General features: G+C 69.2%; 15 protein-coding genes. 4 read left to right on the forward strand and 11 right to left on the reverse strand.

The genetic code is table 11. The features are described from left to right. Positions 1-62 precede the first annotated feature (62 nt). On the forward strand, positions 63-482 hold the full coding sequence (locus BLV57_RS32430) for a VOC family protein (RefSeq protein ID WP_091295491.1): 420 nt from the start codon (positions 63-65) through the stop codon (positions 480-482). Positions 483-531: 49 nt separating this feature from the next. Here BLV57_RS32430 and msrA read toward each other — a convergent pair whose 3' ends face one another. After that, complete coding sequence (gene msrA, locus BLV57_RS32435; protein WP_091295493.1) at positions 532-1,053, reverse strand: peptide-methionine (S)-S-oxide reductase MsrA; 522 nt, start codon at positions 1,051-1,053, stop codon at positions 532-534. Positions 1,054-1,211: 158 nt separating this feature from the next. On the opposite strand from msrA, the gene BLV57_RS32440 reads away from it, so the two are divergent. Then, positions 1,212-1,565, forward strand: coding sequence for a hypothetical protein (locus BLV57_RS32440; protein WP_143047198.1), 354 nt, complete (start codon positions 1,212-1,214; stop codon positions 1,563-1,565). Here BLV57_RS32440 and BLV57_RS32445 read toward each other — a convergent pair. Both BLV57_RS32445 and BLV57_RS32450 read right to left on the reverse strand, forming a co-directional pair. Next, positions 1,555-2,991 (reverse strand): hypothetical protein, encoded by a 1,437-nt coding sequence (locus BLV57_RS32445; RefSeq protein WP_091295498.1) that lies wholly within the window; start codon positions 2,989-2,991, stop codon positions 1,555-1,557. The two genes, BLV57_RS32440 and BLV57_RS32445, sit on opposite strands and share 11 nt — an antisense overlap. Positions 2,992-3,035: 44 nt before the next feature. Next, entirely contained in the window at positions 3,036-5,300 is a 2,265-nt protein-coding gene (locus BLV57_RS32450) for a helix-turn-helix domain-containing protein (RefSeq protein WP_091295501.1), read from the reverse strand. 163 nt (positions 5,301-5,463) lie between these two features. Here BLV57_RS32450 and BLV57_RS32455 point away from each other — a divergent pair, with 163 nt between their 5' ends. After that, positions 5,464-6,552: an alpha/beta hydrolase gene (locus BLV57_RS32455; protein WP_091295503.1), complete on the forward strand. Its 1,089-nt coding sequence runs from the start codon at positions 5,464-5,466 to the stop codon at positions 6,550-6,552. 69 nt (positions 6,553-6,621) lie between these two features. Here the strand turns inward: BLV57_RS32455 and BLV57_RS32460 are convergent, their stop codons facing one another. Genes BLV57_RS32460 through BLV57_RS32475 form a run of 4 tightly spaced genes read right to left on the reverse strand, consistent with a single transcriptional unit; the run spans position 6,622 to position 10,605 of the window. Then, on the reverse strand, positions 6,622-7,845 hold the full coding sequence (locus BLV57_RS32460; protein WP_091295506.1) for a glycosyltransferase 87 family protein: 1,224 nt from the start codon (positions 7,843-7,845) through the stop codon (positions 6,622-6,624). 57 nt (positions 7,846-7,902) lie between these two features. Beyond that, positions 7,903-9,327 carry a sensor histidine kinase gene (locus BLV57_RS32465; RefSeq protein ID WP_091295509.1) on the reverse strand — a complete coding sequence of 475 codons (1,425 nt, stop codon included), beginning with the start codon at positions 9,325-9,327 and terminating at the stop codon, positions 7,903-7,905. Further along, on the reverse strand, positions 9,317-9,994 hold the full coding sequence (locus tag BLV57_RS32470; protein ID WP_091295512.1) for a response regulator transcription factor: 678 nt from the start codon (positions 9,992-9,994) through the stop codon (positions 9,317-9,319). Before BLV57_RS32470 ends, BLV57_RS32465 begins: the two co-directional genes overlap by 11 nt. 50 nt (positions 9,995-10,044) lie before the next feature. After that, positions 10,045-10,605 carry a TetR/AcrR family transcriptional regulator gene (locus BLV57_RS32475; protein ID WP_091295514.1) on the reverse strand — a complete coding sequence of 187 codons (561 nt, stop codon included), beginning with the start codon at positions 10,603-10,605 and terminating at the stop codon, positions 10,045-10,047. Positions 10,606-10,733: 128 nt separating this feature from the next. On the opposite strand from BLV57_RS32475, the gene BLV57_RS32480 reads away from it, so the two are divergent. Further along, positions 10,734-11,444 (forward strand): alpha/beta fold hydrolase, encoded by a 711-nt coding sequence (locus BLV57_RS32480; protein WP_091295517.1) that lies wholly within the window; start codon positions 10,734-10,736, stop codon positions 11,442-11,444. 52 nt (positions 11,445-11,496) lie between these two features. Here BLV57_RS32480 and BLV57_RS32485 read toward each other — a convergent pair whose 3' ends face one another. From BLV57_RS32485 to BLV57_RS32500, 4 genes are all read right to left on the reverse strand, one after another. After that, positions 11,497-12,147 carry a cutinase family protein gene (locus BLV57_RS32485; protein ID WP_091295520.1) on the reverse strand — a complete coding sequence of 217 codons (651 nt, stop codon included), beginning with the start codon at positions 12,145-12,147 and terminating at the stop codon, positions 11,497-11,499. Between the two features lie 47 nt (positions 12,148-12,194). Next, entirely contained in the window at positions 12,195-12,566 is a 372-nt protein-coding gene (locus BLV57_RS32490) for a VOC family protein (RefSeq protein ID WP_091295523.1), read from the reverse strand. A 10-nt stretch (positions 12,567-12,576) separates the two neighbouring features. Next, positions 12,577-13,035, reverse strand: coding sequence for a hypothetical protein (locus BLV57_RS32495; protein WP_143047199.1), 459 nt, complete (start codon positions 13,033-13,035; stop codon positions 12,577-12,579). Between the two features lie 309 nt (positions 13,036-13,344). After that, entirely contained in the window at positions 13,345-14,760 is a 1,416-nt protein-coding gene (locus BLV57_RS32500; RefSeq protein ID WP_245757615.1) for a carboxylesterase/lipase family protein, read from the reverse strand. Between the last annotated feature and the right edge of the window lie 52 nt (positions 14,761-14,812).

Consider the following 14,812-nt stretch of genomic DNA (forward strand, 5'->3'; position numbering starts at 1 on the left):
TTGGTGAGCACTTTGGGCGGCAAGGTGGTCCTCAACAGACACCGATCGAAAGGACGCCCCCGATGTTGCGAGGACTCACCACATTCACCGTTTTCGCCGACGACGTGACGGCCGCCGCGGCCTGGTACACGGAGTTCTTCGGCGTCGAGCCGTACTTCGTCCGCCCGCTCGACGGCCCGCCCGCGTACGTCGAGTTCCGCATCGGCGACTACCAGGCCGAGTTCGGCATCGTCGACAGCCGCTTTTCCCCGCACGGCAAGGCGGATCGCCCCGGCGGCGCGGTGACCTACTGGGCCGTCGACGACATCCAGGCCACTTTGGACCGTCTACTCGAACTCGGCGCCACGGTGCACGACAAGATCGTCGAACGGGGTCCCGGCTTCGTGACCGCGTCGGTCGTCGACCCGTTCGGCAACATACTGGGGATCATGGTCAACCAGCACTACCTGGACATCCTCGCCACCACAGCAAAAAGGTCGTGAGTGTTCCGGCCGGTTAGAACCGGCCGGAACACTCACGACCCAGGAAAACTCAGCCCGCTGAAGAGGTCTTCCGTGCCGGAAGCTTCCAGTCCGGGCGGATGAAGTGGCAGGTGTACCCGTTCGGGTAGCGCTCCAGGTAGTCCTGGTGCTCCGGCTCGGCCTCCCAGAACGGCCCGGCGGGCTCGACCTCGGTGACGGCCTTGCCAGGCCAGAGCCCGGACGCGTCGACGTCGGCGATGGTGTCCTCGGCGACGCGCTTCTGCTCTTCGCTGGTGTAGTAGATGGCCGACCGGTAGCTCAGGCCGAGATCGTTGCCCTGACGGTTCTTGGTCGTCGGGTCATGGATCTGGAAGAAGAACTCCAGCAGCGCGCGGTAGGTGATGCGCTCGGGGTCGAACAGGATCTCGATGGCCTCGGCGTGCGTGCCGTGGTTGCGGTACGTGGCGTTGGGCACGTCACCGCCGGTGTAGCCCACCCGGGTGGCGAGCACGCCGTCGTACTTGCGGATCAGGTCCTGCATGCCCCAAAAACAGCCGCCCGCGAGCACGGCCTTCTCGCTGGTCACAGTCATGTCCTCACTCTCCTCGCAGAGGTTCAACGTCCATCTGTCTCCGGCGATTCCCGGCGGCTCTACGCCACCTTACGTACCGCGAAGAGACGACACCGGGCGGACGCCGCGCCCCCGGCCGCGCGGACATGCTGAGCGCCTACCCGATCGAAGGAGAAATCATGAACGCTCGAGTGCTCACCATGATCGGCCTGCTGACCGGCGCCGTCGGCATCGCGATGCTGTGGGCGTCGGGGGTCGTCTTCCCGTTCTACCCGCCGCCGGGGATCCTGATCCTGAGCGCGGGCACGATCTTCATCGCGCTCGTCAAGTGGCGCTGGGCGCCGCTCATCGGCACCGCGCTCGGGTTGTTCATCATCATCGGCTTCCTGCTCAGCCCGACCGGGATCCCCAACCTGACCGGCGACTACGGCATCGCCACCTCGATCGGCACCGTCATCCAGCTCGCCGGCGTGCTGGTCGCGACCATCGCGGGCGTGGCCGCGGTCGCTCCCGCGCGCCGGGTCACGGGCTGACGACCGCCGCGAAGGCCGCCCTGATGTCGGCGTCGGCCGGGGTCACGTACATCTCCGACGGCGGCCCGATGTCGACGGACAGCCCGTAGCGCGAGTAGTGGATGGTCTGGGGACAGCTCGTGCCGCCGATCTCCGGGCGGGTGTCGGCCACGAGCTTGCCGGTCCGCAGCTCATAGGCGCGGATCGGGATCACGATCTTCTTGAACGTCACGTTCGTGGGAAAACCGCGGATACTCCCCTGGCTCGTGTACGGGCAGGTCCGGACCGGCGTGCCGTACTCGGCCTTGCCGACGCACACGATCAGCGCCGCGTCTTCGGGCCCCGACGCCCGCCACTCGGCGGGCAGGTTGCCCGTGTACGCGGTGTCGCCGTACATGAGCGTGCGATTCGGTCCCTTCGCGTACGACGGCGCACCGCTGTATTGCGCGGGTTTCTTGCAGTAGCTGGGTTCTGAAGTGCCATACGCACCGGCCAGCAGGTCACGGACATTCGCGAGTTCGATCGCCAGGGTGGCTTTCCGGGCGCCTTCTTCGGCCTTGGCCGTGAGGTCGCGGTCCCGGCCGCGGTAGTGGTCGAGGTACTGCTGATACCGCGCCCGCGCGGGTTCCAGTGAGCCGGCGGCCACGAGCTGGTCCCCGCAGCCGACGAGCGTGACGGGCTCGGTCCGGCCGATCGCCTCGACGGACCGGTCCAGGTCGTTGTTGGAGAACGGGCGGGCGCGAAGCCAGTCGGTGACTTTGGCGCTCTCGCAAGGATTCTTGGCAGGCAAGCCCGCGAGGAAGCCGTCGAGTGTCTTGCCGACCATCTTTTCGTGCCCTGGCAGGTCTTTGAGCACAGCGCTCAACGACTCGAATCCGGCCTGCAGGGCGACAGGTTCGCCGCTCAGTCCGGTCGCGAGCAGCCCGGCGGCGTTCGACAGCCGGTGGCACGCTTCGGCGGTGCGCTCGCCGCGCAGCGTGAGCGGGCCGTCGGCGATGCGGTGGCCGAGCCACAGCCGGTCGATCGCGGCCAGCGCGGGTGCGCAGTCGCCGCTTTCGCGGGCCTCGGTGACCGTGTCCTCGATCGTCGCGGCGCCGAACCTGAGCAGTCCCGCGGCCAGGAGAACCGGGACCGTGACGAGCAACGCGACCCTGCGCTGCCATCCCACCCGCGAGCCGTGCTTGGTCGCCAGCGACCAGCCGTGCACGATCGAAAGAAGCCACCAAACGAGAGCGGTGATCTCCACCCAGACCTCGCGAACCGAGGCGAGCATGATCACGAGCGTGAGCGTGATCAGCCAAGTGAGAACAGCGAGTCCACGCCGTTTGAGAAGCAGATAGCCGACGCCGAGCAGTGAAGCGTTGCCGATAGCGACGGCCAGCGGATCGCGAGGCGCGGGCTCCGGTTCAGCCAGGAAGCCCGGCCGGTACTCGGGTGCGAGGTCCATGCCTGCCAATTGTCAGTACCGCGGCCGGGACCCCTCCCCGATCGTCAAGCCGGGTGAGTGCGGCTCAGGTGATCCTGGAGCCGCGCGTGGCGGAACTGGTAGACGGCGCCCGCCTGCCGCAGGACCCCGCGCTGGTAGGCGTCTTCGAGGAACGCGAGCATCGCCCACGGCAGCTTGCCGGTCAGCGGCAGCCAGACCCGCGCCAGTATCACCCACTGTCCCCACGCGGTGAACGCGAACGCGTACGCGAAGCCCGCCCCGAGCCCGCCGACCGCGCCGGTGAGCAGGCCGCCGCTGAGCGTCCAGACCAGTTCACCCAGCACCCCCTGCAGCAGGCCGACCACGACCCAGCCCATCACCATGATCGCGACGATGAGCAGCGGCACGAGCAGCAGCACCTGACGGAGGACGGTCGTGCGGTTCGCCGCGACGAGGCCGGCCGGGCTGGTGACCGCGTTCAGGTCGAGCGGCGCCTCGAGGACGGTCGCGAGCCCGAAGACCGGGCCGGCCGCCAGCCCGAAGATGAGGCCGGTGGTGATCATGTTGATGCCCGCCGCCTCCACCACCCAGCCGAGTTCTTCCGGGAAGCCGAACATGAGCAGGCGCGCCAGCATGGTCACCGGGCCGTATCCCAGGCCGACCACGAAACCACCCAGGATCCCGGCACCCATCCGGACAACGAATCTCCTGGCCAGCCCGCCACCCCGATCGCCTCGGCCGAACAGCCGCACGCGCATCCGGGACGGCTCGAACACCGTCCCGCCGACGACCACCATCAGCCCGTAGACCAGGCCGAAGCCGAGGCCGACCACCGGGCCGACCAGCAGGCCGTCGATGAGGCCCGCGCGCAGCCCGAGCCCGGCGCCGAAGTTGATCACGTCGAACGGGAGGAAGAACAGCCAGTCGAACACCGCCGTCGTGATCGAGGCGACCAGCACCACGATGAGGATGCGCGACGAGCGGCTCAGCGCGGTGCCGAGCTGCCACCACGCCAGGTCACGCGTCTCGAGTTTGTCGAGGTGCCGCGCGAGATACCCCAGCCAGCGCTGCGCGCGGTCCGCTTCCCAGCCCTGGCGCGGCTGCGCGGCGCCGGGCTGCTGCCGGTAGACGGTCGGCACGAAGCTGCCGAGCAGATGGTCTTCGAGCGACTCGCGATCGGGGAACCGGGTCGTGTCCAGCAGCACGGCCGGGTCCTGGCCGGGCGTGTCGCTGTAGACGGTCCTGGCCAGCACCACCATCAGCGGAGTGGTCAGCACGGCCGCGAGGTCGGCGGCGCGGCCGTCACGGAGCTCGGCGAGCACGGGATCCCAGACCGTTCCGCCCTCGGCGTTGCGGCGGGTGGTGCGGGGCAGGTAGTTGGCCAGGTCGTCGGGGGTCAGGTCGATCAGCTCGATGCCGGCGGCGCCGGTCAGCACGTCGGTGGCCGCGATCGCGCCCGTGTACTCGCCAGGCCTGCTGGTCAGCAGCAGCGGCAGCGTCGTCGCGTTGAGCGCCTCCAGCGCGGGGCCGTGCAGACCGGCGGCGAGCTCGTCGAAACCGTCCAGCACCGGGAGGATGTGGCCAGCCTCGACGAGCGCGGCGGCCAGCGACGGATGACCGGGAGCGCTCTTGGTGAGGCCCGGGTAGTCGCGGAGCAGCTGGGCGGTCAGCCAGTCGCGCAAGGTGCCTGCCGTCGGATCCCAGGAGCCGAGGCTGAAGATCACCGGGACCGGCTCGCCTGCCACGCGCGTGCGCAGGTAGTCGAGCACGAACCGCAGCGTCAGCACGGTCTTGCCCGAGCCGGCCCGGCCGAGCACCACCAGCCGCCGCGACGGGATCCGCCGGTAGGTGCCGTCGATGTCGTCCAGCGAGCCGGTCAGGTTCAGCGGGACGGCCGCGGCACCCGCCGGGGCACGGCCGATGTTGTCGTCGTGATCGGTGAGCAGCGCGGACACCGGCTGCCATCGCACCGGCAGCGGGAACGGGTCGTGGATGCGGCGCTGCTCCTCCTCGCGCTGCCAGCGGCCACCGACCACCCTGGCGAGTTCGTCGGCCGCGTCGGTCAGCGCGTCGCGCGGCCGTGGCTCCGGCGCGGGCTCTTCCGGTTCCTCTTCACCGGCTTCGGAGAGCAGCTTGCGGCGTTCGGCCGGAGAGATGTCGAGTGCTTCGGCGAGCAGCTTCACGGTGCCCAGCCGGGGGTCGGTCGGGTCGCCGGTCTCGAGCCTGCGGATGGTCCGCACGCCGACGGTGGACCGTTCGGACAGCTGCTCCTGCGTCATCCCCGCCTGCCGCCGCAACCGCCGCAGCAGCGTGCCGAACTCGCTCGCCAAATGCCCTCGCCCCTCGCCATCGGCGTGATTTTCTACCGTGATCGACCATAGCGGGGATACCGGCCGTAAATGGCCGGTTCCCGACCTGGTCTCCTGACCAGTGCGAACGCCAGCATCAACGGCGTCAACCTTGTGACCTACCTGCGAAAAGAGTGGGAATTCGATGAAGACGCGTTTCCGGGGCTCAAGCGCCGCGGCCGCCGTGGTGGCCGGTCTGGCCCTCGCTTCGGCCGTGACCGCGCCCGCCGCCGTCGCCGATCCGGCGGCCCCGCCGCACTTCGAGAACGGCTTCGGGCTGACCGTGGTCCAGCAGCCTGCCTGGGTGGAGGAGAGCGAGGGCCGCCGCACGTTCACCTTCAGCGTGAGCTCCGATCAGGTGCCGACGCCCACCCTGCTGCCCGGCCAGATCGCCGGCCAGCACCTGATCATGGTCACCCTGCCCGATGGCTACGACAACGCGGCCGCGACCCGGTACCCCGTGCTGCTGAACCTGCACGGCAACCCCGACCGGCCGAACACGGTGCCGAACCTGCAGATCACCGAGCGCTCGACCAAGAACACCCCGCTGATCACGGTCGCGCCCAACGGCGTCCGCAGCTGGTACTCGAACTGGGTCAACCCCGGCGCCGTCGGGCCGCAGAACTGGGAGAACTTCCACCTCGGCCAGGTCATCCCGCTGATCGACGCCAACCTCAAGACGATCGGCACCAAAGAGGGCCGGGCGGTCGTCGGGCACTCGATGGGCGGCTTCGGCGCGTTCCACTACGCCGAGCACCGGCCGGACCTGTTCAGCTACGTCGGCGCGCTGTCCGGCGGTCTCGACCTGCTGAGCCAGGAGGTGCGCGCCGCGGTGATCGGCACCTCGGTCGACTCGAGCGCCGGCGTCCCGACCGTCGGAGCCGACGCGATCTTCGGCCCGCCGATCTGGCCGTTCGACGGGATCTGGAACGCGCAGAGCCCGGCCCAGCACGTGGCGTCGCTGCGTGGCATGGGCGTCGCGATGTACACGGGCAACGGCGGCAACCTGCTGGACAACCCGATCCAGGCCGTCTTCGAGAACCGGGCCAGGGAGACCAACCTGGTGACAGCGGCCAACCTCAACGCCGCGGGCATCCCGTACTACTTCGCCGACTACGGCGACGGCAGCACCTGGGCGCCCGGCTGCAACGGCAAGCACGCGCAGCAGCCGTGCCTGCAGGCCGACATGGACCACTTCGTCCCGCTCATCCTGCAGCGGCTCCAGCACCCGTGACCGTGCGCCTGCCGGGCGGTGAGGGGGCCGCCCGGCAGGCCCGAAAGGAAAACCATGGCCGAGTACCGGTCACACCCGAAGTCCGGCGGTGGTGGCGGTGGCTGCCTGGTGATCGTGGGGATCCTGTTCGTGCTCCTGCTGCTCGTGTCGACCTGCCGCGAGCTGCCGAGAACCGAACAGCTGCCAGGCCAGGAAGGCCAGGACGAGAATCAGGTACACGTTGCCGATCACGTGCTGCCAAGCCGACCAGGCGAGTTCACGATCGCCGCCGCCCGGCAGCATCATGAACGGCCCGGCGACGAACACCACGGCGACCGTGACCGTCAGCCACCGTGGCGCGGACTTCGCGAACACCAGCAGCGCGGGCGCGATCCACACCCAGTGGTGTGACCAGGAGATCGGCGAGATCACCAGCGCGGCGGCCGCGGTGACCATGACCGCCATCGGCGGCTCGGCGCGGCGGATGACGAGCACGGCGGCGATGATCACGAGCCCCGCGAGCACCCACCACAGCAGCCCGTCCGGCGGCAGGTGCAGCCTGCGCAGCGCCGCCGCGATCGTCTGATTGGTGTGCAGTGGTGAAGCGGCGAGCCCACCGGCGCCGGTCAGCTGACCGCTGAACCAGTACTTCAGCGAAGCGCCGGGCGCCATGACGAAGGCGAACGCGCTGGCGGCGGCGCCGGTGGCGACGACCGTCATCGCGGCCCGGAAATCCTTGCGCAGCAAGAAGAACAGCAGGAACGCGGCGGGCGTGACCTTGATGGCCGCGGCTATCCCGACCAGCATCCCCCGCGGCCATGGCGGCTTCTCGGCGAGACAGTCGACGACCACCAGCGCCATCACCAGCATGTTGATCTGCCCGAACGACAAGGTGCTCCGGACCGGCTCCAGCGCGAGTGACGGCGCGGTCAAGACCAGTGCGGCCAGCGAGGCCCTCCGGGGTGCGACCGTCCACAAGCGACGGATGACCACGCGCAGCGCCGCCCAGAGCGACGCCATGGTCAGCACGGTCAGCAGCACCGAGGCCACCGCCAGCGGCGGGATCGCCAGCGGCAGCAGCACCAGCGCGCCGAACGGCGGATAGATGAACGGCAAGGAGACCCCGGCACGGGTGGCGGGCAGCGGTCCGTACAGGTCGTGGCCCGCGACCAGCGCCTGCGAGCCGAACCGGTAGACCTCCAGGTCGATCGGCCCGAAACTGCAGACAGCGGCCAGTACCGCGATCCCGGCCACGACCGCACTCACGATCAGCAGCAGCTCGCCTCGCCGCCGCGCGAAGATCATCGATGTCATGCGGCGCAGCTTCAGCCAGTGACGCTGAAGCCTCGCTTAAGGAAGCTGAAGCCGTCTTCAGCTTTCCGCGCGCGGCAGCCGGACGGTCACCACGGACCCCGCGATGGACACGGTGCCCTCGTGCGCGTGCGCGATCTCGGCCACGATGGCGAGCCCGAGCCCGGAGCCGCCTTCGTCGCGGTCGCGGCCGTCGTCGAGCCGCACGAACCGGTCGAAGACGCGCTCGGCGTCGGCCTCGGGAATTCCCGCGCCGTCGTCGGCCACGGTCAGCACGCACTCGTCATCCACAATGGACACGGCGACGCGCACACTCGACTTCGCATGGCGTTCCGCGTTGTCGACGAGGTTGCGCAGCAGCCGCGTGAGCCGGACCCGGTTGCCCGGAACCACCGCCGCACTGTCCACTTCGGACGTGATGGTGACGCCGTCCCTCGGCTCACGGCCGGTGAGGCAGGCTTCGACCACCTCGGCCAGCGGCACCGGGGCGAACTTGCCGGTTTCGGCGCCTTCGAGCTTGCTGAGCAGCAGCAGGTCGGCGACCAGCTCTTCCATCCTGGTGACGTCGAGCAGCACGTTCTCGCAGGATCGCCGCCATTCGATCTGCTCGGGATAGGTGAGCAGCACTTCGAGCTGGTTGCGCATGGTGGTGAGCGGGGTGCGCAGTTCGTGGGAGGCGTCGGCGGTGAACTGGACCTGCCTGGTCACCGCGGTGTCCAGCCTGGCCAGCATGGTGTTCATGGTGGCGGCCAGCCGCGGGATCTCGTCGCGGCCAGGGGGCTCGGCCACCCGGCGGCCGAGGTCGTGCGCGCTGATCTCGGCGACCTCCGCGCGCAGCGCCTCGACCGGCCGCAGCGATCTGCGCACGGCGAACCAGGCGATGACGCCGATCAGCAGTGACACCAGTGGAACCGCGATCAGCAGCCAGGTCTTGGTGGTCTCGGCCCCCCACTGCGCGGCCGGGTCGGGCGTGGCCGCCGCATACACCATGTAGCGTTGGTCCTCGGAGCGGCCGGTGGCGGTGTACAGCGGAATCGGCTGCGACTCGTCCACCCGATCCGGGTGGTCTCGCATGACATACGCGTACAGCTCGGGCAGGCAATTCATCACCTGATCCCGCACGTTGCCGTCGATCAGGTACAGCTCGAAGGTGACGAAGTGGACTCCGCCATACTTCCCGCCCGCGAGCAGCGGCTGCCCTTCCCAGGGCACCGGGCAGCTCGCCAGTCGCTTTCCCTCACGATCGACGATCTCGTAGATCATGTCGGAGATCCTGCTGTTGATCTTGTCCACCGGGGTGCCCGAGTTCAGCAGCTCCTGGATCCGGTAGACCCGCTGCTTGGCCGTCTGGATGGCGTTCGTTTCGAGCCGATCCTGCGCCTGCAGTACGAAGAAGACCCCAGTCGCGCCGAGCGCGATCATCGACGACAACGCGGCCGCCGCCGCGACCCGGAACCGCGTCGACCGCCACAGGTCACGCAGCATGCGGCACCACCAGATAGCCGGCGCCGCGCACGGTCCTGATGGTCTCGGTGCCGAACGGGGTGTCGATCTTCCGCCGCAGCGCGCTCATGTGCACCTCCACCACATTGGCCGTCGCGGTCGACGCGAAGTCCCACAGGTTCTCGAGCAGCTCGCCCTTCGTCACCACTTCGCCAGGCCGCTTCAGCAGATAGGCGAGCAGCGCGAACTCCTTGGCGGTCAACGGGATCTCGGTCTCGCCGCGACGGCACCGGTGGGTGCCGGGGTCGAGTTCGAGATCGCCCAGCCGCAGCGGACCGGCCTGGGTGGACCCGCCGCGCCGGATCAGCGCCCGCAGCCGGGAAAGCAGCACCGGGTAGGAGAACGGCTTGGGCAGGAAGTCGTCGGCGCCGGTGTCGAGCGCCTCGATCTCGTCGTGCTCGCCGTCCTTGGCGGTGAGCATCAGGATCGGCGTGGTGTCCCCGGTGGCGCGCAGGCGCTGGCAGACGCGGTAGCCGTTGAGCCCTGGCAGCATGATGTCGAGGATCATCGCGGAGTACGGATGCTCCCCGGCGAGCCACAGCGCGTCGCGGCCGTTGTTCGCGACGTCGACGGCGTACCCCTCCGCCGTGAGGCCCGCCCGCAAGGACTCGGCGAGCCGCCGTTCATCCTCAACCACCAGTACGCGCATCCGGGTACGGTCTCACATCATGACCGCGCCGAACTGGATCACCACGCCCCTCATCGCGGCGATCCCGCGAACTCGGTGACCGCGCGGCGCAGGGTCGCGCGGACCGTCTCGGCGTCGTCGAGGTCGCCGCCGCTGAGCGCGCCGTCGCGCAGGAGGACCAGCACGCGGGCGGCGTGCTGGGGATCGGGGTGGCCGAGCGTGGCCGACAGGTCGCGGAGCACGCCGGAGAACCAGGCGCGGTGCTCGTCGATGACCTGGCGGACCCGGTGCGCCGGGTCCGGATACTCGGCGGCGGCGTTGAGGAACTGGCAGCCGCGGAAATCTTCGCCAGTGGTCGCGTCGCCGACGACGGCCATGGTGTCGACGAGCGCCTCCAGCGCGGGTTTGTGCTGCCGCGCGGCGGCGACGGCCGTGCGGATGTGCTCGCTCGTGAGCGTCAGGTAGGCGGCGACGAGATCGTCCTTGCTCGGGTAGTGCCGGTAGAAGGTCGCCCTGGTCACGGCCGCTTCCGAGGTCAGGCGGTCGACGCCGACAGCGTGGATGCCCTCCGTGTAGAACAGGCGCGCCGCGGTTTCGAGCAGGCGCTCCCTGGGGTGAACCTCGGTCCTCATGTCCGCACCTTAGAGAAAGAACGTTCGTTCCACAAGGTCTTGCTCATCACGTTGCCACAAGCCTCCCCGCACCCCAGGATAGTTACCAGAAAGACCGTTCGTTCTCCCGCAAGACCCAAGGAGTCACCATGACCGCCACCAAGCCCACCATCGTCCTGGTCCACGGCGCGTTCGCCGACTCGTCCAGCTGGACCGGCGTGGTCGCCAAGCTGCGCGAGCAGGGCTACCCGGTGATCGCCGCCGCCAACCCGCTGCGAGGTGTCGAGTCCGACGCGGCCTACGTCGCGGACGTCGTCAACGGCGTGGACGGCCCGGTCGTGCTGGCAGGCCACTCCTACGGCGGCGCGCTGATCAGCCGCGCGGCCGCCGAGACGCCGAACGTGCGGGCGCTGGTCTACATCGCGGCGTTCCAGCCGGACAACGGCGAGAGCGTGTTCGAGCTGTCCGGCCGGTTCCCCGGCGGCAAGCTCGGGCCGGACACCACGAATGTCCTTGTCACACAGGGCAAGCCCGAGCTGTCGATCAAGCCGGAGAACTTCGCGGAGGTGTTCGCCGCCGACGTGCCCGCCGAGACGGCCGCGATCATGGCGGTCACCCAGCGGCCCGTCGCCGAGCAGGCGCTGGGCGCGGCGTTCGACGGCGTCCCAGCGTGGACGAAGCTGCCGTCCTGGGCGCTGATCGCCAACCACGACAACGCGATTCCCGCCGCGGCGCAGGAATTCATGGCCAAGCGCGCCTCGTCGCAGATCACCAGGATCGACGCCTCGCACGCCGTCTCGGTGTCACAGCCGGGCGCCGTCGCCGACGTGATCATCGCCGCCGCCACGCAGACCGCCTAGCTTTCGCACAGAAAAGATGCCCTCGAGAAGGCCGAGGGCATCTTTTTCGTGCCTACCAGGGCTGCCAGGCGCCGTTGTACCACTGCTCGTGAGCGCTGTCGTTGTGGTGATCGACGTTGAAGTCGTTGGGATAGTTGTTGACGTGGTTGTGCGGGTAGGTCCAAATGCCCGCGGACTCGTCGCAGACGTAGTCCCAGTGGCAGATCGACTTCACCGGCACATTGCCGAAGAACCGGTCGGCACCGGCGAGCGGAGCGCCGACGACCCCGCCGAAGGGCACGCTGCCGCCGTTGGCGCCGGGCGGGGCCTGGCGCTTGGGGTCGGAGACGAGGATGGCGTTGACGTTGTCGAACGTCTGCCAGTTCTCGGTGACCCAGATGTGCACGACCGCGGCGCCGAGCGAGTAGCCAGCCACCTTCGCGTGCTGCCACGGGCAGGCGGCGCGCTGGTCGCGGAGCAGCCGGTTCAGCTCGTTGACGCCAGCGCGGGCGCTGGCGCCGTTGGGGATGGCCGTCGGGTAGCCGACGTGCTGCTGGATGTTGCCGGTGAACCCGTCGTTGTTCCACGAGCTGCCGGTGCCGCCGACGACGATCGTGTAGGTGCCGTCGCACGAAGCCGCCTGCGCCGCCGGCGCCTGCGCGAGCGAGATCCCCGCCGCCATCAGCAGCCCGGCCAGCAGTACTGAAGTCCGTTTCTTCTTCATGGCGGCGACGCTATTGAGTGCCGATGAAATCCCGATGACACCGGCGGTCAGCCGCGCTCCCCCGCGCTGCGCTCGACGCAGAACTCGTTGCCCTCCGGGTCGAGCAGGGTGACCCAGCCGCGCCCGTCGGGCTTGCGGTGGTCCTCGTGCAGCGTGGCGCCCAGCCCGAGCACGCGCTCGACTTCGGCGTCGCGCGTGCGCTCGGTCGGCATCCAGTCGAAGTGGACGCGGTTCTTCACCGTCTTGCCCTCCGGCACGCGGATGAACAGGAAGCCGGGCGCCGGCGCGGGAGCCTCGATGAGGACCTCCGGATCGCCGGGAACGTCCTCATCGGACATCGGCCAGCCGGTCACCGCGCTCCAGAAGCCCGCGAGCTCGTACGGATCGGCGCAGTCGATGGTCACGTGGCGAAGGATCATGATCCGCAGCCTAAAGCGGCCGGAGGGTGAAGAGGTTGTCGGCCGGGTCGACGGTGGCCTTCAGCCGGACGCCGGCCCGGAACTCGGGCTGGTTCGCGGCCCGGCACCACGCGTCGAACGACGGCACCTCCGGACCGGCGATCCGCAGCCTCAGCACCGCCATTTCCGTTGAGTCGTCAAGGGAATCTTCCACCTCGACCTCGAGGATCTCGGCGACGGCCTGGCGTCCCGCCGCGAGCAACCGCGCGGTGTCGTCCCTCTCTTCGTCCGCGTCCCACCAGCTCGAGAAGCCGAGGAACACCGAGAAGAGCACACCCCCGATCACGAGCGCCGCCTGCCACCACGTCAGGTCGAGCTCACCGAAGACGAACAGCGCGGGCACGATCAGCACGGGCAGCCAGAAGCACACGGCCAGCACGCGATGCATGAACCGCGAGCCGCGGCCACCGATCGACGCCTGCCTGCTCATGCGGTGATGATGACCGGCGGCGCGGTGCCGCGGCGAGGGCAATATTGCCGCTCCGCCACCGAAACCCGATCCGTAACGTCACGGCTGATAAGGCTCGCGCGAGTGGTACCTCTGCTCCGTTAGACGCAGCAGAGGTACCACTCGCGCCGACACCCACCCTGATCCGAGCTTGATCGCGCAGCGAGGGGGACCCCGGAGTGCTTACCACGCACTCAAAAGGCCCCTCGCTTCACAGCGCAACCACATCGAACCCGGCCAAGGAAATCCACCACCGGCCAGCCCCGGAACACGCCCTATTCGACCTGCCCCTCAATAAAGCAGAGGGAGCGGCTCGAAGCTGTGGTCCTGCCACAGCAGCCGGGACGTCTCTTCCGGGTAGGTGGCGATGGTCGACGGTGTGTCGAAGATCCGCGTAAGCCGTTTCTCGGGTTCGTAAGCGGGCCAACCGGGATCGCCGTGCGTAGCGAACGCGATCCACGCCGCACGCATGTCCGCGGACACCGCTTCGGCGGCGGCCACGTCCTCGATCAGCATGGCGGGCTGCCCGCTTCGCAGGTTTCCGAAGACGAGCGGGACGTCTAAGCCATGACAAGCGCCGAGAAGCCCAGACCACGTCAGCTCGTACAGGTAGGTGCGTCCCGTGTTGGCGAGGTGGAGCGTCGGCATGCGGAACAACCAGTCCGAGTTGACCAGCTCTCGCAACTCTTCCGGGCCCGCTCCAGGGAAACTCTCGCGGTACCTCCGTGGGTCCGGCGCCAGGAACTCCAGCTCGGCCGACCCGTCCTCGATCACGCTGAAGAGCCGCTGCTCATCGCGCGTATGCCCGGCGATGATCTCGACATCCCGAGTCTTTCGCCACGGCGTGGTCGGCAGGACGTCCCCGTCGACAACGGGCGCGAACGGGATCGACCGATGCGCGGCCTGCCCCCAGCTCCCCGCCCACTGCTTGATCTTGGCGGTCACCGCGTCCCCGGCGGACGGCAGCGTTTTGGGGTCCACAGTGGACAAATCGTCGACCGTAGGCCGCAGCCCGAGTTCGCCCGCAAACGCCCCGGCGATGTCGGCGGCCAGCTCAGGCGCGAAGAACGTCCCCGGCACACTCTGCGCGATCGCCCGCCGGAACAGCCCCTCCGCCCGCGGCATCACCAGCAGCGAGGCGACCGACCCACCACCCGCCGACTGCCCGAACACCGTCACCCGGTCCGGATCACCCCCGAAGGCCCGGATGTTGTCACGCACCCATTCCAGGGCGGCCACCTGATCCAGCAGCCCCCGGTTGGCAGGCGCCCCTTCGAGCTGAGCGAACCCCTCGATCCCGACGCGGTAGTTGAACGTCACCACGACGACGCCGTCGCTCGCCAGCCTGACGCCGTCGTATTCGGGGAGGCCGGACGTGCCGATCCCGTAGGCGCCGCCCTGGATCCAGACCATGACCGGCAGCCTGGCGTCCGGCCCCGGTTCGGGAGACCAGACGTTGACGGTCAGCCAGTCATCCCCCGCTTCGGCCAGCGCGTCCATGCCGAACGCCCCGGCCTGCGGTGGCGGCGCGCCGAACTCGGCGGCCTCCCGCACGCCGTCCCAGGGTTTGGCCTTCTCGGGTGGCCCGAAGCGGAGTTCGCCGACCGGCGGCTCGGCGAACGGGATGCCACGGAAGACCGCGACACCCGACTCGCGGGTGCCACGCAGTTTCCCGGCCACGACACGGACTTCGGGTCTGTCGCTCACCGCGCGAATCATCCTCGCCCGATCCCGTGGCACGCCACCGAATTATCGGGGT

This window comes from Amycolatopsis xylanica, assembly GCF_900107045.1.
Lineage (GTDB): Bacteria > Actinomycetota > Actinomycetes > Mycobacteriales > Pseudonocardiaceae > Amycolatopsis > Amycolatopsis xylanica.